Annotated in this window: 26 protein-coding genes; 16 read left to right on the top strand and 10 right to left on the bottom strand. The window is 44.3% G+C overall.

The features are described from left to right. Positions 1-66 precede the first annotated feature (66 nt). Positions 67-564, bottom strand: a complete 498-nt coding sequence (locus tag FRZ54_RS21575) for a T9SS type A sorting domain-containing protein (protein ID WP_147033883.1) — start codon at positions 562-564, stop codon at positions 67-69. Between the two features lie 197 nt (positions 565-761). On the opposite strand from FRZ54_RS21575, the gene FRZ54_RS21570 reads away from it, so the two are divergent. Beyond that, positions 762-2,708: a KUP/HAK/KT family potassium transporter gene (locus FRZ54_RS21570; protein ID WP_147033882.1), complete on the top strand. Its 1,947-nt coding sequence runs from the start codon at positions 762-764 to the stop codon at positions 2,706-2,708. Positions 2,709-2,741: 33 nt separating this feature from the next. On the opposite strand, the gene FRZ54_RS21565 is transcribed toward FRZ54_RS21570, so the two are convergent. Further along, positions 2,742-3,020, bottom strand: a complete 279-nt coding sequence (locus tag FRZ54_RS21565) for a SemiSWEET transporter (RefSeq protein ID WP_228462562.1) — start codon at positions 3,018-3,020, stop codon at positions 2,742-2,744. Positions 3,021-3,037: 17 nt separating this feature from the next. Next, complete coding sequence (locus FRZ54_RS21560; RefSeq protein WP_147033881.1) at positions 3,038-4,762, bottom strand: amino acid permease; 1,725 nt, start codon at positions 4,760-4,762, stop codon at positions 3,038-3,040. Between the two features lie 74 nt (positions 4,763-4,836). Between FRZ54_RS21560 and FRZ54_RS21555 the strand changes: the two genes are divergently transcribed. Continuing rightward, complete coding sequence (locus FRZ54_RS21555; RefSeq protein ID WP_147033880.1) at positions 4,837-5,502, top strand: phosphatase PAP2 family protein; 666 nt, start codon at positions 4,837-4,839, stop codon at positions 5,500-5,502. Positions 5,503-5,547: 45 nt separating this feature from the next. Here the strand turns inward: FRZ54_RS21555 and FRZ54_RS21550 are convergent, their stop codons facing one another. Continuing rightward, positions 5,548-6,210 (bottom strand): hypothetical protein, encoded by a 663-nt coding sequence (locus FRZ54_RS21550; RefSeq protein ID WP_147033879.1) that lies wholly within the window; start codon positions 6,208-6,210, stop codon positions 5,548-5,550. Positions 6,211-6,554: 344 nt separating this feature from the next. On the opposite strand from FRZ54_RS21550, the gene FRZ54_RS21545 reads away from it, so the two are divergent. Continuing rightward, complete coding sequence (locus FRZ54_RS21545) at positions 6,555-7,058, top strand: hypothetical protein (RefSeq protein ID WP_147033878.1); 504 nt, start codon at positions 6,555-6,557, stop codon at positions 7,056-7,058. A 9-nt stretch (positions 7,059-7,067) separates the two neighbouring features. Further along, positions 7,068-7,568 carry a hypothetical protein gene (locus FRZ54_RS21540; RefSeq protein ID WP_147033877.1) on the top strand — a complete coding sequence of 167 codons (501 nt, stop codon included), beginning with the start codon at positions 7,068-7,070 and terminating at the stop codon, positions 7,566-7,568. 69 nt (positions 7,569-7,637) lie between these two features. On the opposite strand, the gene FRZ54_RS21535 is transcribed toward FRZ54_RS21540, so the two are convergent. Then, positions 7,638-9,338, bottom strand: a complete 1,701-nt coding sequence (locus tag FRZ54_RS21535) for a M3 family oligoendopeptidase (protein ID WP_147033876.1) — start codon at positions 9,336-9,338, stop codon at positions 7,638-7,640. A gap of 149 nt (positions 9,339-9,487) precedes the next feature. On the opposite strand from FRZ54_RS21535, the gene FRZ54_RS21530 reads away from it, so the two are divergent. Continuing rightward, positions 9,488-10,939, top strand: coding sequence for an Ig-like domain-containing protein (locus tag FRZ54_RS21530; RefSeq protein WP_147033875.1), 1,452 nt, complete (start codon positions 9,488-9,490; stop codon positions 10,937-10,939). On the opposite strand, the gene FRZ54_RS21525 is transcribed toward FRZ54_RS21530, so the two are convergent. From FRZ54_RS21525 to yihA, 4 genes are all read right to left on the bottom strand, one after another. After that, on the bottom strand, positions 10,940-11,869 hold the full coding sequence (locus tag FRZ54_RS21525; protein ID WP_147033874.1) for an NAD-dependent epimerase/dehydratase family protein: 930 nt from the start codon (positions 11,867-11,869) through the stop codon (positions 10,940-10,942). It lies immediately after the preceding gene. 158 nt (positions 11,870-12,027) lie between these two features. Then, complete coding sequence (locus FRZ54_RS21520) at positions 12,028-12,633, bottom strand: Crp/Fnr family transcriptional regulator (protein ID WP_147033873.1); 606 nt, start codon at positions 12,631-12,633, stop codon at positions 12,028-12,030. 18 nt (positions 12,634-12,651) lie between these two features. Then, a complete protein-coding gene (locus tag FRZ54_RS21515; protein WP_147033872.1) occupies positions 12,652-13,542 on the bottom strand; it encodes a UbiA-like polyprenyltransferase in 891 nt (296 codons plus the stop codon). A gap of 1 nt (position 13,543) precedes the next feature. Then, positions 13,544-14,173 carry a ribosome biogenesis GTP-binding protein YihA/YsxC gene (yihA, locus tag FRZ54_RS21510; RefSeq protein ID WP_147033871.1) on the bottom strand — a complete coding sequence of 210 codons (630 nt, stop codon included), beginning with the start codon at positions 14,171-14,173 and terminating at the stop codon, positions 13,544-13,546. A gap of 140 nt (positions 14,174-14,313) precedes the next feature. On the opposite strand from yihA, the gene FRZ54_RS21505 reads away from it, so the two are divergent. After that, positions 14,314-14,802: a VOC family protein gene (locus FRZ54_RS21505; protein WP_147033870.1), complete on the top strand. Its 489-nt coding sequence runs from the start codon at positions 14,314-14,316 to the stop codon at positions 14,800-14,802. A gap of 252 nt (positions 14,803-15,054) precedes the next feature. Here the strand turns inward: FRZ54_RS21505 and FRZ54_RS21500 are convergent, their stop codons facing one another. Next, complete coding sequence (locus FRZ54_RS21500; RefSeq protein ID WP_147033869.1) at positions 15,055-15,570, bottom strand: DUF5683 domain-containing protein; 516 nt, start codon at positions 15,568-15,570, stop codon at positions 15,055-15,057. A gap of 207 nt (positions 15,571-15,777) precedes the next feature. On the opposite strand from FRZ54_RS21500, the gene ubiE reads away from it, so the two are divergent. The 10 genes from ubiE to FRZ54_RS21450 all read left to right on the top strand — a co-directional run bounded on the left by ubiE (position 15,778) and on the right by FRZ54_RS21450 (position 23,912). Then, positions 15,778-16,509, top strand: coding sequence for a bifunctional demethylmenaquinone methyltransferase/2-methoxy-6-polyprenyl-1,4-benzoquinol methylase UbiE (ubiE, locus tag FRZ54_RS21495; RefSeq protein WP_147033868.1), 732 nt, complete (start codon positions 15,778-15,780; stop codon positions 16,507-16,509). 41 nt (positions 16,510-16,550) lie between these two features. Beyond that, positions 16,551-17,279 carry a type IX secretion/gliding motility protein PorT/SprT gene (gene porT, locus FRZ54_RS21490; RefSeq protein ID WP_147033867.1) on the top strand — a complete coding sequence of 243 codons (729 nt, stop codon included), beginning with the start codon at positions 16,551-16,553 and terminating at the stop codon, positions 17,277-17,279. Between the two features lie 212 nt (positions 17,280-17,491). Next, complete coding sequence (locus tag FRZ54_RS21485; protein ID WP_147033866.1) at positions 17,492-18,250, top strand: SDR family NAD(P)-dependent oxidoreductase; 759 nt, start codon at positions 17,492-17,494, stop codon at positions 18,248-18,250. 145 nt (positions 18,251-18,395) lie between these two features. Continuing rightward, positions 18,396-18,842 (top strand): GatB/YqeY domain-containing protein, encoded by a 447-nt coding sequence (locus tag FRZ54_RS21480; RefSeq protein WP_147033865.1) that lies wholly within the window; start codon positions 18,396-18,398, stop codon positions 18,840-18,842. Between the two features lie 128 nt (positions 18,843-18,970). After that, positions 18,971-19,738 (top strand): alpha/beta fold hydrolase, encoded by a 768-nt coding sequence (locus FRZ54_RS21475; RefSeq protein WP_147033864.1) that lies wholly within the window; start codon positions 18,971-18,973, stop codon positions 19,736-19,738. Position 19,739: 1 nt separating this feature from the next. Then, entirely contained in the window at positions 19,740-20,402 is a 663-nt protein-coding gene (locus FRZ54_RS21470) for a CBS domain-containing protein (protein WP_147033863.1), read from the top strand. A gap of 103 nt (positions 20,403-20,505) precedes the next feature. Then, positions 20,506-21,387 carry an NAD kinase gene (locus FRZ54_RS21465; protein WP_147033862.1) on the top strand — a complete coding sequence of 294 codons (882 nt, stop codon included), beginning with the start codon at positions 20,506-20,508 and terminating at the stop codon, positions 21,385-21,387. Positions 21,388-21,396: 9 nt separating this feature from the next. Continuing rightward, positions 21,397-22,182 carry a type IX secretion system protein PorG gene (gene porG, locus FRZ54_RS21460; RefSeq protein ID WP_147033861.1) on the top strand — a complete coding sequence of 262 codons (786 nt, stop codon included), beginning with the start codon at positions 21,397-21,399 and terminating at the stop codon, positions 22,180-22,182. A gap of 210 nt (positions 22,183-22,392) precedes the next feature. Continuing rightward, a complete protein-coding gene (locus FRZ54_RS21455) occupies positions 22,393-22,914 on the top strand; it encodes an ExbD/TolR family protein (RefSeq protein WP_147033860.1) in 522 nt (173 codons plus the stop codon). A gap of 257 nt (positions 22,915-23,171) precedes the next feature. Then, on the top strand, positions 23,172-23,912 hold the full coding sequence (locus FRZ54_RS21450; protein WP_147033859.1) for an isoprenyl transferase: 741 nt from the start codon (positions 23,172-23,174) through the stop codon (positions 23,910-23,912). The last annotated feature ends 28 nt before the right edge of the window (positions 23,913-23,940 follow it).

The following is a 23,940-nucleotide window of genomic DNA, read 5'->3' as shown; positions in this document are numbered from 1 at the left end:
TAGAAATCCGAAATTGAACATTCGAAATCCGAAATTCAAATGAAATGCAAAATTTCTTTGGTCAGATCACAAAACAGAGATCCTTTTGATAACCGATTCGGTACCGGCTACCACGCGGATAAAGTAAAAGCCGCGCTGCAGTTTGTTATTGATGGGATATGAAAAGTTCTGTTCGCCTGAGGATATCCTTTGCGATACGATGGTGATCAGGTCGTTACCAAGCACATCCATTACCTTGACGGTTACCAGCGCAGTGCGCGAAACATTGCATTTAACGTTTATCTGGTCGGTAATGGGGTTTGGATATACCTGGACGTCGGTAAGCAGTTTTTCGTCGGGCCGGGCTACGTTCACTTTTTGTACCGAAACAGCGGCAGGTTTGAGAGGTGGCAGGGTTAAATGCAAGCCATTCCTGAAATAGCCTGAGCTTTTGCTGGAACCAAGCTTACCCCTGAAGAAATGAATGGTAGTATCGCTTTTTTGAAAGGCATAGGCAAAATTTATGGACACCGCACAAGCGACCATTATTATCCACGAAATCTTATAAGTATATTTTTGCCTCATACGCTAATTCACATACAAAAGTATAAATAATGGACTCAGGAATTCAAAGAGGTTTAATATTATAAAAGATTTTAACAAAATTTAACAAAAAAAGATTTAATTCATTCATATTTGCGCAATAATTATGAGAGGCAATAGCCTAACCACCAATTGTTAGGCTTACACAGTAATTATAAGGTTTTATTTAGATATAATAGGTGTCTCAACATAAGAATCTTCACAAACTGACAGCCGCTGGGCTACTGATCAGTCTGGGTATAATCTACGGCGACATAGGTACATCTCCGCTGTATGTGTTCAAGGAAATAGTTGGTACTAACCCGATTTCAGAAACGCTGATCTTAGGCGGTGTATCCTGCGTGTTCTGGACGCTTACCCTGCAAACCACCTTAAAGTACGTTGTAATAACGTTACAGGCCGACAATAAGGGTGAAGGTGGCATTTTCTCCCTTTTCTCGCTGGTAAGGCGAAAAGCGAAATGGCTTATTGTGCCCGCGGTTGTAGGTGGCTGCGCTTTGCTTGCCGATGGTATAATAACGCCGCCGATCACTATTTCGGCAGCGGTGGAAGGCTTGACAAGCTATTACCCGCATTTGCCTACTATGACGGTGGTGATCATCATTATTGCCGGCTTGTTTATCATCCAGCAATTTGGTACTTCGCTTGTCGGTAAGGCATTCGGGCCAATGATGTTTATCTGGTTTACCATGATGGGTGTGCTTGGAATGGCATTTATAATCCAAATGCCTTCGATTATAAAAGCGTTGAACCCATATTATGCCATTCACCTTCTAACAGATCATTCATTTGATGCGTTTTTGATACTGGGCGCTGTTTTCCTGTGTACGACAGGGGCCGAAGCCCTTTATTCAGACCTTGGGCATTGCGGGCGCAAGAACATCCAGATAAGCTGGATATATGTGAAGACCTGCCTTGTGCTGAACTATCTTGGCCAGGCAGTTTGGCTGCTTCAACGTAACGGCAAAACCATCAACCTGAACCTGCATAATCCTTTTTATGAGATCATGCCGCAATGGTTCCTGCTGTACGGTATCGGCATTGCAACTATAGCCGCTGTCATAGCCAGTCAGGCGCTCATTTCGGGATCGTTCACGCTGATAGCAGAGGCGGTACGACTGAACTTATGGCCAAAGGTTAGGATCAATTACCCGACAGAACAGAAAGGCCAATTGTATGTGCCAAGCGTAAACTGGCTGTTATGCGCCGGCTGTATCGGGGTAGTATTGCTGTTTAAACATTCCGAAAGCATGGGCGCAGCGTATGGTTTGAGCATTACGGTAGCCATGCTGATGACGACGATATTGGTGTCGAAATTTCTTGCCAAGCGAAAATTCCCAACCTATATCATTGTCACATTTTTGGCGGTATATCTTGCCATTGAAATTACTTTCCTTTCGGGTAACCTGGTTAAATTTATCAACGGCGGCTGGTTTACTTTATCGGTGGGTGCCGTGCTGTTCTCCGTAATGTGGACATGGCACATAGCGCGTAAGATCAGGAACCGCTTTGTGAAATTTATCGCCATAGAAGACTATTACAATATCATCAAGGAACTAAGTGATGACGAATCAGTACCAAAGTATGCCTCACAACTGGTTTACCTTACCAGCGCTAACTTTAATTCGGAAATAGAATCGAAGATTGTCTATTCGATCCTTCAGAAGCAGCCAAAAAGGGCGGATGTTTACTGGCTGGTACACGTTGATGTGGTGGACGAGCCTTACAAGAGGGAATATGAAGTCGACTTCCTGGTACCCAATAAACTTATCCGTATCGATTTTAAACTCGGATTCAGGGTGGAACAGCAGATAAACCTATTGTTCCGTAAAGTGGTTGAAGACCTTGTGAAAAAGGGAGAGGTGAATATTACCAGCAAATACAAATCGTTGAACCGGCATAAAATTGTCGGAGATTTCAGGTTTGTGGTGATTGAAAAGATCGTTTCCCGGTCACAACACCTTTCGCTTTACGAGCGGTTTATTATGGCTTATTATGCGCAGCTTAAGCATTTCAGCTTGTCCGAGGAGCGCGGTTTTGGTCTCGACCTGAGTTTCGTTACTATCGAAAAGGTTCCGCTTATGCTGGCCGATCCGGAGACGGTGGAACTGCACCGGATAGATTAATGCCCGGTTGAAAGAACCTGATATAAAACGACGTTATTTGTACCTGATCTTATAGATTAGGATGATACTTGCAAATATCATCGTGATGGCATTGGCTATCGTTACAGGCAGACTTCCGCTCATAATGCCATAAGCCAGCCAGAGCATCGTTCCCGCTGTAAATAAGCTGTACATGGCCAGCGAGATACCCGATGTATTTTTCGTTTGAATGGTTTTGATGGCCTGTGGCAAAAACGAGACGGTAGTGCCAAAGGCAGCTAATAAACCTATGATATCTACCAGGCCAAAGTGCATATGGCCTAAATTAATCAATTACTGTTAGTAAATGATTAATTTTCGTCGCTGCCTGTCGCTATGTGTTCTTTTGCGATCGTGCTGTTCTTGTAACTGTAAGAAAAGTAAATAATAAGTCCCACAACAAGCCATACCAGGAACCTGAGCCAATTGGTGTAACCCATTTCCGTCATCAGGTAAAGGCAGCTTAAAAGACCTAAAACAGGGATCAGTGATAAGTTTTTGATGAAAGCCACTACAGCCAAAGCTGCGGACAACAATAGGAATATAAAAAATGGGAAATTCTCGTGAACCTTATCGCCGGTAAACTTTTCCATTATAAAATCCCGGAAAAAATATACCGCCACGATGAAGAGTACCGGCACTATCCATTTGGCGTTGATATACGGCAATTCGAAACGCCCCCTTCGGTGCTTTTCTTCTTTCGGAAGCAATAATACCCCACCGCAAACCAATACAAAGGCAAATAATGTGCCTATGCTGGTCAGGTCGGTCACTATCGTAAGGTTAAGGAATAATGCCGGCACGGCAACTACAAACCCGGTCACTATGGTTGCAAAAGATGGCGTGTGATATTTGGGATGTATCCTCGAGAATATTTTAGGCAGCAAGCCATCGCGGCTCATGCTCATCCATATACGCGGCTGTCCTAACTGGAATATCAGCAACACGCTGGCCGTGGCTACCACGGCACTGATGGATATGATATAACTTATGTTATGCAACCCTACCCGGGCAAATACAAACGCCAGCGGGTCGCCAACCTGTAAGTCTTTATAGCTTACCATCCCCGTAAGTACCAGCGAAATAAGGATGTAAAGCACCGTACAAATGATGAGCGAATAAATCATGCCGCGCGGAAGATCGCGCTGAGGGTTATTACACTCCTCGGCTGTTGTGGATATCGCATCAAAACCGATATAGGCAAAGAAAACACCTGATACGCCCTTCATTACCCCTTTAAAACCATTGGGCATGAATGGGTGCCAGTTCGCCGGCGTCACGTAAAAGAAACCGATGAGTATGACGCCGATAACTATGGCGATCTTCAGGATTACCATGGCATTGGTTGCCTTCCTGGTCTCCCTTATTCCCACGTATACCAGGTAGGTAATGGCAACAACTATCGCAAGTGCAGGTAAATTGGCTATGAACTTTAAACCACCTATGCCGGGGGCCGTACTCCAGGCTGCCGCATCTATTTTTATTTTATCGGTTATATCGGCCAGGTGATGGCTTGCCGTCATTTGCACCATATCTTTATGTGCATTGTACGCTGTAAGATAATCTGTTGTCACATACCGCGGCAAATGGATATGGAAGCCTTCCAGTAAATTCACAAAATATTCGCTCCATGATATGGCCACCGCTATATTCCCGATCGCATATTCCATCAAAAGGTCCCAGCCGATGATCCAGGCTATCAGTTCGCCAAATGAAGCGTATGCATAGGTATAGGCACTGCCTGCAACCGGGATACGCGCCGCAAATTCGGCATAACATAAAGCCGAAAAACCGCAGGTTATTGCGGTTATTACGAACAATATACTTACCCCCGGCCCTCCCTGGAACGATGCCTCGCCGATGGTAGAAAAAATGCCTGCGCCCACCACGGCGGCTATCCCCATCAGGGTCAGGTCTCGTACACGAAGTTCTTTCTTTAAATGCGGGTCTCCTGTATGTTCGCCGTCGCCAAAACCACTTGCGACATCAGATAATATTCTCTCTATCGTCTTTTTACGAAATATGCTTTTAGACATTCAGTTATATTGAGTTTGGCTGACATCAAACATACTATTTTTTCACATTGAATTAAATAGCTAAACTTGCAGCCGTGGAAATTAGTTTGATAACCGTTTTACGAAGGATCAGGTGGATGGTTATACCTTACCTGGTTATTTTAGTTATTTGCCTGGTTATCAAACTCACTTTTACAAGGTCGGAAATATACTTTGCGGTCAATGGCTTAAATAGCCCGGTAGCTGATTTCCTGGCACCCTACATTACTGACATTGGTAATGGATGGACAGCGGTGGCCACCGTGCTCATCATGATTTTATTTAGCTACCGCAAGGCCCTGATACTGGCGACCGCATATACAGTTACATCGCTCTCAGCGCAGATCGTTAAATATATTTTCGATCTGCCGCGCCCGCAACTGTATTTCGGCGATAAGCTGAAACATGCCCATTTCGTTAAGGGTGTATATATACTAAGCTTTAACAGTTTTCCGTCGGGCCATACGGTTACTGCATTTACACTTGCCGTGTTATTTAGTTACTGGTGCAGGAACAAACGCTGGGCGATAGTTTTTTTACTGATAGCAGTGTTAGTGGGCTATTCGCGCATGTACCTGAGCGAACATTTTTTTGAAGATGTGGTGGCCGGTTCCGTGATAGGTTTTGTGTTAACTGTTATCTGGCTGCGCTGGCTCGACAACGGGGGTTTTATCCAAAAACCAGGCTGGCAAAAAGGTCTGCTGGCAAGCCTGTATAAATAAAAAAAGGGGCCTTAGCCCCTTCCTTAAATGTTAATATTCTTTTAATTATTCAAGCGATACTCTTCGGCGCCTTAAAAATACAAGCCAAACGATCACGAACAGCACAATTATACCGCCACCTATCTCGATCATCCGATAGGTGTTTCCGTCAGACACCGTCGAATTAATATCTGTATATTGGTCGTTCCGTTGCAACTGTGGTGAAAGTTTGATAGAACCGAAATAAGCTTTGCCCTCGGCTTTTACTAATTCTTTCCTTGTATCCGGGTACCCAAACTGAAGCGTATAAGTAGCTTCTTTAGTGTAGATGAGTACAAAATCCCGGTATTGGACATTGCCGCTGCCATCATCAGTGATGAGCGTAAAGGCTTTCCCCTTAAGCGTTCCGATGGTCGTATCGCGTACGTTTTGCGCACTTCCGTTACCAGTTTGCTTTTGAATACCGGTTACATACTTATCGAAGACCTTGTTCAGATCCTTAGCTTTTTTCAGCGGCTGGTTGGTTTTGGCATTGGGCTCAACTATCGAAATGATATAACCCAAATCGGTTGTGGCTGAATATATATGCTGACCTAAAGTGTCTTTCTCGTTATAGTTGGCAGGCATCGAAACCGTTACAAGACTATCCATCTTGACCGGCTTAAATCCCTGTGCAAATACTGTAGTCGCTGAAAACAGTATAGCAAATAAAAAAAGTAGCTTCTTCATAGTCTTTAAATAACTTGTTGAAACATAAAAGGTTTTAAAAAAGGCACCTTTATCTGGTTTTTAGGGTGCTATGTGTTTGATAACAAGTGTATTAAAAGGATTATTGCAGTGCTGATTTTTACTTTTAGCAGACAGTTGAATCGTACAGATAAAAAGGTCATCCAGCTTTAATTAAAAGCAGAATAATTTGATCTGAGCTGTAACTTTCAATTAAAGGAACCGTATAAATGGCGGTATAAAACCTATCCTTATTGCAGGTCAAAAAAGAAATGATCGGGTTTGCGGAGAAGGATACTGAGCAGAGCGAACAAATGACAAATCTTATAAAACAAACTGACAAACAAATGAAAAGAATCAAAGCCTTATTACTGTTTACTGCACTTGTTGGCGTAGTTACTCTTAACTCATGTAAGAAAGACAAGACAACCGTGGCCGTAAGCCTGACCGCAGACATCGACGGTTCTGCCACTAACTTTAGCGTTTCGCCCGTAGCCTTGCAAGGGTCTGTGGATGGCCAAACTTTTACTGTTATACAGGGAGCAACTTCAGCCGGCGCAACTTTGTCTATCACCGTTGCCGGAGCCATAACCGCCGGTAAAACCTACAGTGATGCCGCCGCCAGCGATAATGATAAACCGTTGTTTTTATATGCAACTTCAGCTACTGCCGACGATTATTTAAATGACGATGATGACGCATCTAATTTGCCAAGCATCACCATTACGTCGGTCACCTCCACCACTATTGACGGGACTTTTAAAGGTAAGGTAGCATTGACAAGCGGCGATATGCCTGTAAAATCGATTACTAACGGTAAATTCCACGTTAACATTCAAACCCATCCGTAATTGAAAAATATGAAAAAGGTGCCTTACGCTTTATCGGTACTAATGCTGATTTTAAGTGTCGCGTCATTATCGTCTTGTAAGAAAGACAAAAAAACAACACCGGTGGTAAAAAGCACCGTTACTGCTGATATTGACGGTAAAGCAACGGACTTCAGTTCGTTTGCGATTGTACTAACAGGTTCAACTAACGGCAATAATTTTACCGCGATACAGGGCGATGCGGCGGACGGCAGCAGTATTTCGGTAAGCGTATATGGTACTTTAACCGCGGGCAAAACCTACACGATAGACGGGTCTGATTTTGGAACCGGGCCGGCAATAGCGTACTCGACAAGTAATGGCGATACTTATTTGCCGGATGAGAATTCATCAACTACGCTGAGTGTTACGATAACCGCTGTAAGCGCGTCTTCAATACAAGGTTCCTTTAAAGGAGAGTTAGCGTATGTCGGGTCTGGTGCTAAGCCTGGGAAGTCAGTAACCAACGGCAAATTCAACGTGCAACGTTAAATTATTCTGTTACCCAGGAAATAATATTAAGCCCCGGCAGTTTATGTGCCGGGGCTTTTCTGTAAAGTGTTATAACTTATCCATCTCAGCCTTCACAAACCCGGCCAACTCCTTCACATACCCCGCGCTGAAATCAAACCGGATGCCGGCCGTTTCATAAATATCCTTAATGGTTTTTGTATAGCCGAGCTTTAAAGCGTCCAGATATTGCCGCAACCCTTTTTCGGGGTTTTCCTTGTAGTTTTTCCAAACAGCTATTGCGCCAAGCTGCGCCATGCCATATTCGATATAATAAAACGGCACTTCAAAAATATGCAACTGTTTTTGCCACAAGTTAGCCTCCGCTTCCTGGTGTGTGCTCCAGTCGGCAAAGTTTGCTCCGAAATTCTCAAATATCTGTAGCCAGGCTTCAGTTCGTTCTTCGTCGGTATGATCGGGGTTGGTATATATCCAATGCTGGTATTGGTCAACCACGGCAACCCAGGGTAAGGTTTTTAGTACATCAAACAGTTGGTCCCGTTTAGCACGTTTCAATTCTTCTTCATTATCGAAATAAACGTTCCAGTTATCCATCGATATCAGTTCCATCGACATGGAAGCCAGCTCTGCTACTTCCGACGGGCAATGTTTAAAATCGTTCAGTTCCAGGTCGGCAGTAAGGAAGGTATGTACCGCATGGCCTCCCTCGTGCACCATCGTGGTCAGGTCGCGGAAAGTATTTGCCGAATTCATAAAGATGAAAGGAGCGCCAGTTTCGGCAAGCGGGTAGTTGTAACCTCCCGGCGCTTTGCCTTTGCGACTCTCTACATCAAACAACTGGTTGTCCTTCATTATCTCCAGCCTTTCGCCCAGGTACCGGTTGATGTTACTGAAACACTGAATGGATTTTTCGACCAGGTCATTCCCATCTTTAAAGGGCTTCAATGCTGCCTTGCCGGATATATCTACGTCCAGGTCCCAGGGCTCAAGTTTATCCAGGCCCAACGCGGTTTTGCGTTTTTCTGCCTGTTCGTGCAGTATGGGAACGATCTCTTTCTGAATAGCCTCATGAAACGCGTAACAATCCTGCGGTGTATAATCAAACCTGCCCAAAGCCTGGAACATGTAGTCCCTGAAATTTTCGAAACCGGCATTTAAAGCTACTTTGTGTCTTAAAGCCCGCAAATGATTAAATAGGCTGTTCAACTGATCCTTATCCTGTAAGCGGCGCGCCGTTATTTTTTCCCATGCCTCTTGTCTTTTGCCGCGGTCGGTATCTTTCATACTTACCGCCGCCTGCTCCAGCGTAAATTCCTTGTCGTCGATATGCACCGACATCGAACCTGTTATCGACTGATATTTTTGCTGCTCAACCTGTATCTCGGTAAAAATCGGGATATTTTCTTCCCTGAACAATTCCAATGCCTTTTTTACGCCACGCAGGTAAATGAAGTATTTTTCTTTGTCCAGTTGATCGGCATAATCACTGCCAACCAGCTTTTTATTTAATTCGTTGCTGTATGGCGCAATTTTAGGCTCTATTTCGGTGGCGAAGTATTGAAATTTTTGTAGTAATTCCTCGTTGGCCGTATCGCAGGTCATGCGGATGTAGCGCCAGGCAAAATCCTCTTCAATGGCAGCTTCCAGTTCGCTCCGGTCCTGTAACCAATGCTCCAGTTCCTCAACTGAATTGATAGGGCGGGCGGTCAATTCTTTAAAAAGATGTTCCAGGTTTTCCCATTTAATGTCCAGGTTTTCCGGAATGTATTTTCTTGATTTCTTATATATCATGATTTTTTGATGTGCAGATATGCAAATGTGCAGATGTACAAATGATAAAGCAAATGCAAAATCGGGTAATCCAAAAAATGTTCAGCGGGTTGTAATTAAATTGATGTTTTGCGTATCTTGCGGCAATGTTTACAACCAGATCTTATCAAATGAAATTTGTTCTACACTTATTTATTTTAATCTCCGTTTTCATTTTCTCATGTAAAAAACAAGGCTCTGACGGACCTTCTGTTGGGACGATCAGTTTTACAGGACTTCATAGCGGCGACACTGTTAAAGGGACTTTGTCTGCCCAATTAACAACATCCGGCGGCCCATCGATAAATAAAATAGAAGTTTATGCCAACGATTCGCTGATCGCTACAACCAACACAGCGCCATACGCCTTGAAATGGAACACATTTGCGGTGAACAATGGGAATTATAAGCTGAAAGCTGTTGCTTACGAAAGCAATGGTAAACAAGTAGAGGCCAGTTTGGATGTAGTAGTGAGTAATATCCTGGTTACCCTCCAGATAGATCCAAACATCAACAGTATATATACCAACATAATTTATATTGTCACTGACTCGGCTGGCAATGTGCTGACCTCGGTTAAATATAATGGCGAGAGTATTATTCCCATTGTGTCACCGCATCCCGACCCGAAAAGCCGCTGCAGCGTTTTCGAGGTAAAAACCGACCCGTCAATTCAAACTTATATTACCGGTTATATGAGCATCCCTAAAGGTGGGGTTTGGGACCTTAGAGGTATCAACACGAATCCGGACAAGTGGTATAATGAGACCTTAAATTTTACAAATTTTCCTTCATTTTCCAGGATGATCGTCAGCACCGACGAAATAGGCTTCAGTTTTCAAACACCCCAGCAGGTGGGTAACATATCCAATTACGGTTTCTCGGCAGCAACAAAAGAATTCGTGCAGTATGTAGACGCCAACAATAACGGTCACTATGGATTTTTCCCCCTCGATATTACCAGGACTGCCACGACGATGAGTTTAAAGGATAGCACCTTTAATAATTCGATCAAAAAAACGCTGGCGATAAGTGGAGCTACAGACATCAGCTTAAGCTTATATGGCCGAAGCAGCACAAACTCGTTCGCCTACTATCTCCTGGATATGGCCTATTCTCAAAATTCAGATATGACCTATTTTTATCCCGATGGTGCTTTTCTGAAGGATTACGATTGTCTTGTTTCTTATAATCAAAATGGCTGGAATTACTTTTCGACTTTTAACAGTCTGCCACCGGACGCCATACCACCTTTTGGCACCACTGCAACAATAAACAGCAGTGACATAAGTTCTTTTAGCTTCACGCCACAGGGATCCCTTGATTATTATTACGCCAATTTTTCGGATGTAACTGATAACGTTTTTGCTATTATCTTCTCTCCTTCAGCCTTTACGTCGTTCCAGTTTCCGCAAATACTGAAACTGACCAATATTCCTAACGTCCCTTTAAGTAATTTCAAACCCTTTAATTTCAGAATGTTCAAAACACCGGGATTCAACGAAAGTAAATTGCCCTATTATAACCCCGGTGGATTCCCAGACTTGATATTGCCATCACAAACGGCAACAAAAAACCTTTGATCACTTTTGTTGATAAAACGTTTCCGACATCAATTTTATCCCATTCTCATAAGTTTCGGGATGGTAGCTGAATGCCTTTTCAAATTTATCCGAGTTGAAAATATAATCATTCTCATATTGGTAGTTCATTTCTACTGCGCTTTTTACATTCTTGTCGAACAGGCCGTAAAGCTGCATCATCAGCTTATTTATCGACATGAATTTGGCCTTAACGCCGTAGATTTTTGCAGCTAATTCAATAAATTGTTTGCCGGTTAAAGGGGCAGCCGTAGGCATGTGCCATATCTGGTTATCGGTATCCGCGTTTTGGCCCAGCAAATACATGCCTCTGCCCATATCGGGTATGTAGCTGAAGTTGTGCAGTTTGCCGGGGTTGCCTATCCATTGGGCGCTTTGTTTTTTTGCGTACTTGTCCAGTACCATCATATCAAAAAAGCTGTTCATACTTTCGGTTCCGTAAAAATCGGCCCCGCGGGCAATGGTTGCATTGATGTTCCCTGCCCTGGTTTCATCCATTAATTGCGTCGCTATTTTTGCACGCACTTCACCTTTTTGGCTGCATGGATTGTAAGGAGTGGTTTCCAGCATTGGACCGTTAACCAGTCCATAGCTATACACATTGTCGAAGAATATAAGCCTTGCACCGGTTTCCTTACCCAGGTTGATAAAGTTTTGCATGATAACCGGCCATTGCGCCCGCCATACCTTGATGTCATAAACCAGGCCGGCAGTAAGGTATATCACGTCCGACCCTTTCGAGGCTTCCAGTATTTCGTTGTAATTGAGCAGATCGGCCTTTTTCCAGCTGATGTTTTTCTCTTTTGATTCAACCGGTTTGCGGCTTACCAGGCGAATGGTCTCTTTGTTGTTTGCTAATTCGCGGGTTAGTGCGTTCGCTACCGGCCCTCCGGCTCCTAATATGGTATGCATGATCTTTTTTTTTTTGTTTGATACAAAGTTGCAACAGGTTTGTCAATCAAAACGTTAACAAAAGATAAGAATTCGGAGGATTTCGAATATCGGGTTTTCAATTTCGAATTTAATGTCAGGTAAGCCCAAATCCGAAATTGAACATTCGAAATCCGATATTATTTCACCGCTGCAAGCACCCGTCTCCTTATCCGCGAAAGCGAAACAGGGGTAATCCCCAGAAAGTTGGCTATGTAGTGCTGCGGCATGCGTTGCAGTATTTCGCGACCTGTATTTAAAAGGTTAAGGTAACGTTCTTCGGGTGTTTGAGTAATGAACGAAACCATGCGGTCCTCGTAACAACAAAGGTATTGTTCGGCTACAAGTCGGCCAAAGCGTTCCATTTTGTAGGCCAGCATAGGGTTTGCCAGCATCTGGTCCATATCCCTGCGGGTGAAGGTAATGAGTTTGGTGTCTTCCAGCGCTTGTACATAAACGTAGCCGGGCTGACCGGTGAGGTAGCTTTTGTAGGAACTTACAAACTCGTTTTCGAAGCTGAAGTAGCCGGTAATATCCTGCCCATCCTTCATATGAAAGTAGCGTACGGCGCCGCTTACAATAAAGCCCACCCTGTCGCAAACCTTTCCATATTCAGCAAAGTAATGCTTCTTTTTTAAGGCGCTGAAGGTAAGGTGCTGGCTGAACAGGATCCATTCGGCCTCGTTAAAATCGATATACCGTTTAAGATGCTCCCTAAAAATAGTAAGCGCTTTGGATGTGTCCATACAAGCAATTTAGATTTTCTACAAGTGGATGTGAATATCAAAAGCTGCTGAACCATGCAGGATCAAAAATCTATCTATCAAGAAGAAAACAGCAAACACCACGCTCGCTATGCCGTTGGTGGTCATAAAGGCAAAGTTCACCCGGCTCAGGTCGTTAGGCTTTACCAGTTTATGCTGATAAATGAGCATGGAGCAGAAAAAGGCTATACCGATGTAATATGGCCAGCTTACTGTAGTGAAAAATATAGGTGCAATAATAAATGCTGCCGAAAGAATATGCAGAAAGGTGGAAAGGTTAAGCGCATTCGCCTTACCCAGCCATGCGGGTATCGAGTGCAGATGCTGTCCCCGGTCAAAATCTTCGTCCTGTAAAGCATAGATGATGTCGAACCCGCTCACCCAGCAAAGTACGGCCAGCGAGTAGAATATCGGCAACAATGCAAAGCTGCCAGTAACCACCAGGTAAGCACCAATAGGGGCGAGGGACAAACCCAGGCCAAGCACTAGGTGGCATAAAGCCGTAAAACGTTTGGTAGCGCTATACCCCAATACTACCAGCAAAGCAACAGGCGACAGGTAAAAGCAAAGCCTGTTGATGAAGAAAGTGGTAATAACCAGCAATGCGCAATTGATGATGGTAAATGTTAAGGCTGATGAAGCGCTTATCCTGCCTGCCGGTATGTCCCGTTGTTTGGTGCGGGGATTTATGGCGTCGATATCACGGTCGAGGTAACGGTTGAAGGCCATAGCCGAGTTACGCGCAAATACCATGCAAAGCAGCATCATCACCAGCTTAACCCAGTTAAAATGATTCTCAGTAGTGGTTACCGCCAAAAAAAAGCCAATAACCGCAAATGGCAGTGCAAATACGGTATGCGCAAACAGTACGAGTGAAAAATATTTCTTCATTTTACTTATAAAATTCGGCACTAAAATCAGGCACCACAAAGTTCTGATTTATTTCTGCAATAAACCCCAGCACTTCGTCGCGGCCGGTGTGTAATTCGGCAGAAGTGACAAAATAGGATGGTACTTCGTCAAAGGTGGCTAAAAGCGCCTTTTTGAATTTGGCGATGTTCTGGTCGGTTTTGATGGAGGATTGTTTGTCTGCTTTGGTAAACACCAGCGCAAACGGCAGACCCTTTTCGCCGAGCCAGTTGCAAAACTCCAGGTCTATTTTCTGTGGTTCAAGCCGGCTGTCTATCAGCACCATTACGCATTGCAGGCTCTCGCGCTTATCCAGGTAAGTACGGATGAACTTGTTCCAATCTTCTTTTTTACTTTTGGAGATACGCGCGTAACCATAACCGGGCAAGTCGACTATATACCAGTTATCATTGATCAGAAAATGGTTGATCAGCTGCGTTTTGCCAGGCGTTTGGGAGGTTTTGGCCAGTCCCTTTTTGCCTGTCAGCATATTGATGAGCGACGATTTACCTACATTCGAGCGGCCGATAAAAGCATACTCCGGCTTTACCGGCGGCGGCAGTTTTGATATTTGGGTATTGCTGCAAATGAATTCGGCAGATTTGACGATCATGGGGCAAAGGTATCACATATTGTTGAATTGCTAAATGTTGTATTGTTAGTATGAAGTCTGCGTGACACCGATATTAATTCTTTATACAGAACTTTGCAATATTCAACAATAAAGCAATCCGACAATATAACAATCAAAACATGGAACAATACGCCATCCCCGCCAATACCCGCATAGGCCATGTGCACCTGAAAGTAAGCGACCTGCAACGATCAATGGATTTTTACTGCGGACTGCTGGGTTTTGAATTGATGGTAATGTATGGCACCCAGGCCGCATTTATTTCGGCAGGCGGGTATCACCATCATATCGGCCTAAACACCTGGCACAGCAAAGGGCAACCGCCCGCGCCTGCAACTGCCCCTGGTTTGTTCCACACCGCTATATTATATCCCGATAGGAAAGACCTTGCTGTAGCACTGCAAAGGTTGCTTGATGCCAAATACCCCATAACCGGCGCATCCGACCATGGCGTGTCAGAAGCTATTTATTTGGACGACCCCGACGGCAATGGTGTCGAACTGTATTGGGACAGGCCCAAAGAGCAATGGCCCTTAGATGATAAAGGCAACCTGACCATGTTTACCCAACGCCTGGATATGCATGGGTTATTAGCCTTAGCAAAATAAAAGCCCCCTGTCCCTATAAAAAGTCCCTCTCCTCTGGAGAGGGAGTTAGGGTGAGGCAGTATACGCAGCACCTAAATCTGAATGGGTTCCTGGTGCCGGCCAAGTGAATGTGACCGGGTTAACATGGTTAACATATTTTTATGTCTTAACACATATAACATACTGATTTTGAGCTTGTTGTATAAAAAGTAGCTTGAAATGTGTAAACCATAAATAGTAACTATTTGACGCATTTACAGTAGGGTGAGGCTATCACCTTAATACAAGGTTCAAACCGACTGTAAAATGATCGGGCGATGAATTAATGATGCCCGGCTGTAGGTTGAAGGCGGCAAGGCTGCGTTTCTTTTTGGCCAGGTGATAAGTTTTGTTCAGCCAGTTTGCTGTTACCGGTGCGTCGATAACCGCATAGATATAGGCTGCGGCCATTGGGAGCAGCAATGCGGCAGTAACCGCATCATTCGGCCGATGAGCAGTATTATATGGGTTGATGGTATGGCTGCTGTGATATATCTCTGCGGCGCCAAATGACAAAGCAAAAGTGCCAAACACAATGCCCGCCTTCAGCCCCTGTTTATTATAAACCTGCCCCAGGCCCGGAATGTAAACGGATAACAGGCAAGCCAGTACTGGGCTGCGTTTGTGAATATCACAATATTTGAGTGGCACGTATACAGAGTCGGCGGTTTTAGCGGTATCAATGTGTTGTGCATGAGCGATAAATAACGATAGGCACAAACAGGCGGATAAGAAAAGTTTTTTTGTCATGGTTAGGGTTTGAGGCGAAAGTAGTCTTAATTTTATTTACGTGGGGTAATGGGAAATTATAACAGCATGAACATTGGTTTTCATCAAAAAAAAATAATTTACCCTTGTTATGATACCGACCAAGGATTGTATTTAATATCTGTGACCCAGTTGACCATGATCTATTAACCATAAACCATACACCCAAATAACTATCTTTGCCCGCAAATGAGCAAAACCGTTACGCCGTATACCGACCAGCAGGGCACCAAAAAAGAACAGGTGGCCGATATGTTCAATAATATATCCAAAACCTACGATTTCCTGAACCATTTTCTTTCGCTGGGTATCGATATTATCTGGCGCAAAAAGGCGATCAATGAACTGAAGAACGATCACCCCAAACTGATACTGGATGTGGCAACCGGTACCGGCGATTTTGCCTTTGAGGCGCTGAAAATACTGAAGCCTGAAAAGATCATAGGGGTGGATATTTCGCGGGGTATGCTGGATATTGCCGAACAAAAAATAGCTAAACGCAACTTAAATGATTGTTTTGAAGTAAAACTTGGCGATTCGGAAGGCTTACCTTTTACCGACAGCGAATTTGATGCGGTTACGGTAGCTTACGGGGTGCGTAATTTTGAAAATTTGGAGAAGGGCCTGGCAGATATTTTCAGGGTGCTGAAGCCAGGTGGTAAAGCTGTGGTGCTGGAGTTTTCAAAACCAAAAGCATTTCCGGTAAAGCAGTTGTATAATTTTTACTTCAACTATATAACGCCGGGCATAGGAAAACTGTTCTCAAAAGACGCAAGGGCGTACACCTACCTGCCCGAATCGGTTGCCGCCTTTCCGGACGGGAAGAATTTTACCGCGCTAATGGATAAGGTGGGTTTTAAAAATACCAAATGCAGGCCGCTGGCGTTTGGTATCTGTTCGATATATACAGGCGTTAAATAAATTTGAAAAGATAATATCGGACACCGAATAATTAACCAATTATGGTAAAAAGGTACCTGCTACTCGTGATAGTGCTGCTGTTTGGCAAAATTGCTTTTGCCCAGGTGCCGGCATGGGGCGGCAACGCCGATTTGCAGGATTATAGTTTTGGGTTTACTTTCCAGTACGTAAACAGTTATTTTAAAATTGATAAACGGCCCGACTGGCGCAAGCCTTATTTCGATCCCGGGGTAAATCGCAATATTACCGACTCGGTAAATAGTATCAGTTCGCCGGGTGCGCCGGGGTTTGCCGTGGGCTTTTTGGCTCGTTACAGTCTTACCGATTTTTTGGAGATACGCACCACACCTTCGCTCGTTTTTGCCGACAGGACCTTAAATTACACTTACGCCACACCGTCGCAAAACCAAAGCAAGGCGGTACAATCCACCAGTCTCGATCTGCCCGTATCATTCAAACTTAAATCGGAACGGATTCAGGATTTCAGGGCCTATATGCTAGCGGGCATCAAATACAGCACCGCTATCGGTTCGAAAAAGAATAATCCCGACATTGATCCGCTGGATGCTATCGTGCGCAACAAAAGCGGTTTTGGCTCGTACGAGATAGGCCTGGGCTGCGACATTTATTTTGAATATTTCAAGTTATCGCCCGAGATAAAAATATCCAACTCGTTTGGTAATGTGCTGATATCCGAGGATAATCCCTTCGCTACACCCATCAATAAACTATCGCTGCATACGGTTACATTCAGCCTGATCTTCGAGTAGCAGGGAGTGTGTGGGCCAACATATCTAAGGACTTCAGCAGTCTCTATACGCCTGGCGCATAAGGTTTTTTCGGTTGATAATATTATCTTAATCGATGGTTAAGAATACTGACGTTTACATCATTTTCTTAACGACGGGAAAGTTTAAGGGGACTTTCGCACTGAAAATATCGATATTAAATGGCTAATTTCGCAGCGGATTACTACTTACCTATGTCTAAGATCGCACTAATTACAGGCGCAACCGCTGGGATCGGTGAAGCCTGTGCCCACGTATTCGCCCGTGAACGTTATGACCTCATCCTCACCGGTCGCCGTGCCGACAGGCTCGAGACGGTATCAAAGCAGCTTATTGCCGAATATAATGTGCATGTGAAAACCCTTGTTTTTGATGTGCGCGACCGCGAAGACGTGATCAGCAAGTTGGAAGAGCTGCCCAATGATTGGAAACAGGTAAATGTACTCGTGAACAATGCGGGCCTTAGCCAGGGGCTGGACCCTATACAAAACGGCAGTTACGACGACTGGGAAACGATGATGGATACCAATGTAAAGGGCCTGTTATATGTTACCAAAGTAGTATCGAACTGGATGATAACGAATAAACTCGGGCATATCGTCAACCTGGGGTCTATCGCCGGTAAAGAAGTTTATCCTAACGGCAACGTGTATTGTGCCAGCAAACATGCCGTTGATGCACTAAATAAAGGCATGCGTATCGATCTGTTGCCCCATGGTATACGTGTTACGGCGGTACACCCGGGCGCGGTGGAAACAGAATTCTCCCTTGTCCGTTTTAAAGGTGATGAGGCCCGTGCCAAAAAAGTTTATGACGGTTTTGAACCGCTGGTAGCCATGGATGTGGCCGAAACGATATGGTTCGCAGTGTCAAGGCCGGCGCATGTAAATATCAACGAGCTTACCATTATGCCAACCGCCCAGGCCACGGCAACAAATATTTTTAGAAAATAGCCCGCAAGTCAGAAAGACCGCAAGTCCGGAAGATATATCTAAGATAAAATTGTATTAAGTTTGGAAAAATCTTCCGGACTTTCCGACTTATGCGGACTTTCGGGCCAATTCAATAAATCAATAATTCAGTAATTCAATAACTACCATGCTCATTAACCAAATAGACCAGGATATAAAGCAGGCCATGCTTGGCAAGCAGGAAGCACGTTTGCGCGGCCTGCGCGCTATCAAATCGGCATTGCTGCTAGCCCGTACCGAAAAGGGCGCTTCGGAGGCTATCTCGCAGGAGACAGAGATGAAAGTACTGCAAAAGCTTATCAAACAGCGCAAGGAATCGGCAGATATATACAAACAACAAAACCGCGAAGACCTTTATAAGATAGAAGCCGAGGAAATGGAGGTGATAGAGGCCTACCTGCCAAAACAAATGGAACGCAGCGAAGTTGAAGCTTATTTGAAAGAATTGATTGCCCGTGTTGGGGCCGCTTCTGTAAAAGATATGGGCAAAGTAATGGGCGCGGCCAACAAGGAACTGGCCGGTAAAGCTGATGGCAGAACCATTTCGGAGCTTGTTAAAGAATTGTTAAATTGAGCAAAATAAATAGCATTTATTGTTGCAACTAAGTTTCAATAAACTATTTTTATAGCGGATAAATTAATAATTATACCAGATTTGATTTTGGTATAAGCAAAATTATATACTTAGCTTTTACAAAGGATATGGATTTCGTGCTTAAAGAGGAAAACGGTTTCAGTTATATCGATGAGGGCGAAGGCGAAGTATTGTTGCTATTGCACGGTTTAATGGGCGCCCTTAGCAATTGGGAAAAAGTGATAGACGAGTTTAAGGACGATTACCGTATTGTTATACCCATGTTGCCTATTTACGACCTGCCTTTGCTTACCACCGGCGTAAAAACGCTGGCCAAGTATGTACACAAGTTTGTAACCTACATGGGGCTGAAGGACTTTACCCTGCTGGGTAATTCGCTGGGCGGGCACGTGGGGCTTATTTACTGCACCAACCACATGGAGTTTGTGAAATCGCTTGTGTTAACCGGCAGTTCGGGGCTGTATGAGAATGCTTTCGGAGGGTCGTTCCCCCGCCGCGAAAGCTATGATTTTGTGAAAGAAAAAGTAGAATATACCTTTTACGATCCGAAGACGGCCACAAAAGAGCTTGTCGACGATGTTTTTAAAACAATTAATGACCGTAACCGCGTAATAAGGATACTGGCGATGGCCAAATCGGCTATTCGTCATAATATGGCTAAGGAGCTGCATAAGATAACTATCCCCGTTTCGTTAATATGGGGCAGGAACGATAAGATAACACCGCCGGATGTGGCGATAGAATTTAACCACCTGCTGCCAAATTCGGAACTGCACTGGATAGACCAATGCGGCCACGCGGCTATGATGGAACAGCCGGAAGAATTTAATAAACATTTAAGGGCTTTTTTAGATCGTGATAAAGTAAAGGCTTAATATGCTTGCAATTGAACTAATAGCAGATGCGATACCACCGGTGCACACTTCTGATACGATACAGAAGGTGATGGACCGCATGGTTGAATTCAGGCTGAGGCACCTGCCGATAGTTAATGAAGAGCAGTTTCTGGGCTTGGTGTCGGAAAACGACCTGGTAGAAGAAAGCGATTACCAAACGCCTATTGGCGCCCTGGCATTGTCGCTGGTTAATCCCTATGTGCTCGAAGATCAGCACATATACGATGTGATCAGGTTGTTTTATGAACTGCAACTGACGGTAGTGCCTGTGCTCGACGCAAAAAAGAACTACCTGGGGCTGATCCCGATCAATATGATGAACGAGTACTTTGCTACCCTTACCTCCTCTTCGGAGCCGGGTGGTATCATTGTGCTCGAGATCAGTAACAAAAACAATTCCCTGGCCCACATGGCGCAGATCGTCGAGTCGGACAATGCCCAGATATTAAGCTCCTACGTACGTACTTTCCCCGATTCTACAAAAATGGAGGTTACGCTGAAGGTAAACAAAGTAGATATATCGGCCATTATAGCCACCTTTATGCGTTACGAATACAACATAAAAGCTACCTTTAATCATAGCGACGACAACGACGGCTCGAAGGACCGGTACGATTCGCTGATGAATTACCTTAATTTGTAAAAGCTTTTTTCAGACCATGGTCGATAGTCCGTAGACCATGGCAGAATTTTATAATTTTGTCGAAAACTATGGACCATGGACTATAAACTATGGACTTAAACAAATGAGAATAGCTATCTACGGCAGGCCATTTAACGACTTGGCGGTAATTCCATACATCCAGCAGGTATTTGACAGCCTGGCACAGCATAAGGCCGAAATATATGTGCATCAGCAGCTTTACGACTACCTGGACGGCAAGATAGTTAATGCAAAATATCATGTTTTAAAGGACCACGGTTTTATCAGGAAGGCTATCGACGTGTTTTTAACGCTCGGTGGCGATGGTACCCTGCTGGATATGGTTACACTAATACATGATACCGGCATACCGGTCATCGGCATCAACTTTGGCAGGCTTGGCTTTTTGGCCAGCGTTAATAAAAGCGATATAGCGGCTGCCATTTATGCCGTAATGCACAAGGAGTTTACGCTCGATAAGCGTGAATTATTGCAGATAGATTCGGACGAGAAGATATTTGGCAATGACAACTTCGCGCTCAATGATGTTACGTTCCATAAGCGCGACGATGCAGCCATGATCACCATACACGCTTCCCTGAACGGCGAGTTCCTGAATTCGTATTGGGGAGACGGTATCATCATATCTACATCTACCGGCTCCACGGCATATTCTTTAAGCTGTGGCGGCCCTATCATCTTTCCCGCATCAAACAGCATAGCCATTACGCCCATCTCTCCCCATAACCTTAATGTGCGTCCTATCGTATTACCAGACAGCAGCACGCTTACTTTTGAAGTTGAGTGCCGCAGCGCCAATTTCCTGGTTTCATGCGATTCCCGGACGGCGATCATTGAAAAAACGATGAAGTTCCACATCCGAAAGGCAGATTTTAGCCTTAACCTCATCCGTTTGAGTAATGAAAGTTATTTATCCACGTTAAGGAACAAACTATTGTGGGGATTGGATACCCGCAATTACTAATTTTGCCGGATGCCCAAATTTGTAGTCTTTTTACTACTGCTTTTCATTTCAGTTAATTTACAGGCTCAAACCTGGGAATTGGGAGGCAATGTGGGTGCAGCAGGCTATATGGGCGACCTGAACCCAAACAATCCTTTAAAGATAAGCGGTATATCGTTAGGCGGATTCGTCGCTCGTAATTTCGACGGTTACTGGTCGGCCAAACTAAAATACACTTTCGGGACGATAGCCGGCGCCGATAGCACCTCGTCAAACCCGCAGTTCAGGCAGCGTAATCTTAGTTTCTCGACGGTATTAAATGAATTAAGCCTGATGGGCGAATTCAACCTGTTTAAATATATACCCGAGGCAGGACAAAACAGGTTTACACCTTTTATATATGTTGGCATTGGTATAGTGGGATACAACCCCAAAGCAAGATACCAGGGCCATGATTATGATTTACGGCCGCTAATGACCGAAGGACAGTCCAAACCATATTCAAGTGCCGCTATCAGCATACCTTACGGGGTAGGGATAAAATATAACTTTTCGGGCAAATGGAACTTTATTGCCGATATCGGTTACCGGCACCCAACTACCGACTACCTGGATGATGTTTCGGGCGTATATCCCGACCGCACGAAATTGCCTTCCGACCTTTCAAGGGCGTTATCAGATCGCTCGGGCGAAAACACCGGCACCTATATCGGCTCGCCCGGCAGCCAGCGCGGCGACCTTCGCCCAAAGGATACTTATATGTTCATCAACGTAGGTATCTCCTTCACCTTCGTAACCAGTAAGTGCTATTATTAGCAGTATTTTTATAAAATTCAAATAAATATTTTGTTTAATACAATAAACTCAAAATATAATTCGTTTTAGTTATATATTTTGGATACAGAGGTTTGTAGCCTTATCCCAAAAAGATCTTTTTTAGTTGTTGGAAAGATCTTGGCCCCTCTCCGGTTGGAGAGGGGCGGGGCAAGGCCCGCCAAAGGTCCGGTACACCTAAAACTTAAAATTATGGCAGAGTTAGTTGCTTCCGAAAAAAACGGTAAAAGAAGCTCGCTGAAAAAGCTTCCTCCCCGTATCGACCTGACAGCCATGGTCGATCTTGCTTTTCTGCTGATCACATTTTTCATCCTTACTACATCACTCATCAAGCCAAAGGCTATGGATGTAAGCATGCCGGTAAAAGATACCCCTCCGGGTGGTTATGCCGCAAGCCGTACCATGACCATCTGTCTCGGCAAAAATAACCAGGCGGTATGGTATGTTGGTTTGCCCGATCAGCCTATTGTGCAGCCTGCAATAGTTAACTATAGCAAAACAGGGTTACGCATGGCCATCGCGAATGCAGGTAAAGATATCCTGAAGAAAACCGGGAAAACCATCATCGTGATTGTTAAGCCAAGTTCACACTCCCTGTATGATAATTTGGTCAATACGCTTGACGAGCTTAACATCGCCAGTGTGCCCTCTTATGCCATAGCCGATATTTCGCCAAAAGATATCGACATGTTAAAACAGAAGAACGCTTACTAAACCACCTAAACCTTCACTGCCGCCGGCCATAACAGGTAGGCGGCTTTCTTTGTTATAACCATTTTTTCGGGCATTTTTCTTTTTTGCCCGCATACTAAAAAAGTACAAAGTAAGTTTTACCTTTGTACCCTGAAAAAAAACGCGGCATAAGTGATTGATTACTTTGTTGTAGGCCCGGCTGTTAGAAGCAGACGGACCAATTTTTTTATTTAGGGTATATCTTTTTAGCCACAGCCGGCTTTTAAGAAACAGATAAAATGGGATATAAGGACCAGATAGATTTTTCCAGGTTACCTCAGCATATAGCTATCATCATGGACGGTAATGGGCGTTGGGCAAAGGGCAAAGGAAAGTTAAGGGTATTTGGCCACCGCAACGGGGTAGTTTCCGTACGCGATGTGGTTGAAGCCTCCGCCGAACTGGGTATTAAATATGTCACCTTGTATACTTTCTCATCCGAAAACTGGAACAGGCCAAAGCTGGAAGTATCGGCTATAATGGAACTGATGGTTGCCACAATCCATAAAGAGATAGACAACTTTATGAAAAATAACATCAGGCTGAATGCGATAGGAGAATTGGAGATGCTTCCTGCCAAATGCCATAAAGAATTGATAGGCGCTATAAATAAGACCGCCCGCAATACCGGTTTGACCCTTACCCTGGCACTTAGTTATAGCTCGAGACGTGAAATTACACAGGCCGCTATTAATATAGCGCGTAAGGTACAGCAGGGCGAATTGAACCCTGATGATATTAACGAGGACACTTTCGGAAATAATTTATATACGAGTGAAATGCCCGACCCGGAATTACTGATAAGGACCAGCGGCGAATACCGCATAAGTAATTATTTACTCTGGCAAATTGCATACGCTGAATTGTATTTTACATCGAAACTTTGGCCCGATTTCAGGCGTGAAGACCTGTACGAGGCCATCATTGATTATCAGAAACGCGAACGGCGTTTTGGTATGATCAGCGAGCAACTGAACTAAATTTTTACTTTTAACACTTTTTAACAAC

The organism is Mucilaginibacter ginsenosidivorans, from assembly GCF_007971025.1.
In the GTDB taxonomy this organism is placed as follows: Bacteria; Bacteroidota; Bacteroidia; order Sphingobacteriales; family Sphingobacteriaceae; genus Mucilaginibacter; species Mucilaginibacter ginsenosidivorans.
Note: the sequence above shows the minus strand (reverse complement) of the source record. Positions and strands in the feature narration are given on the sequence as shown.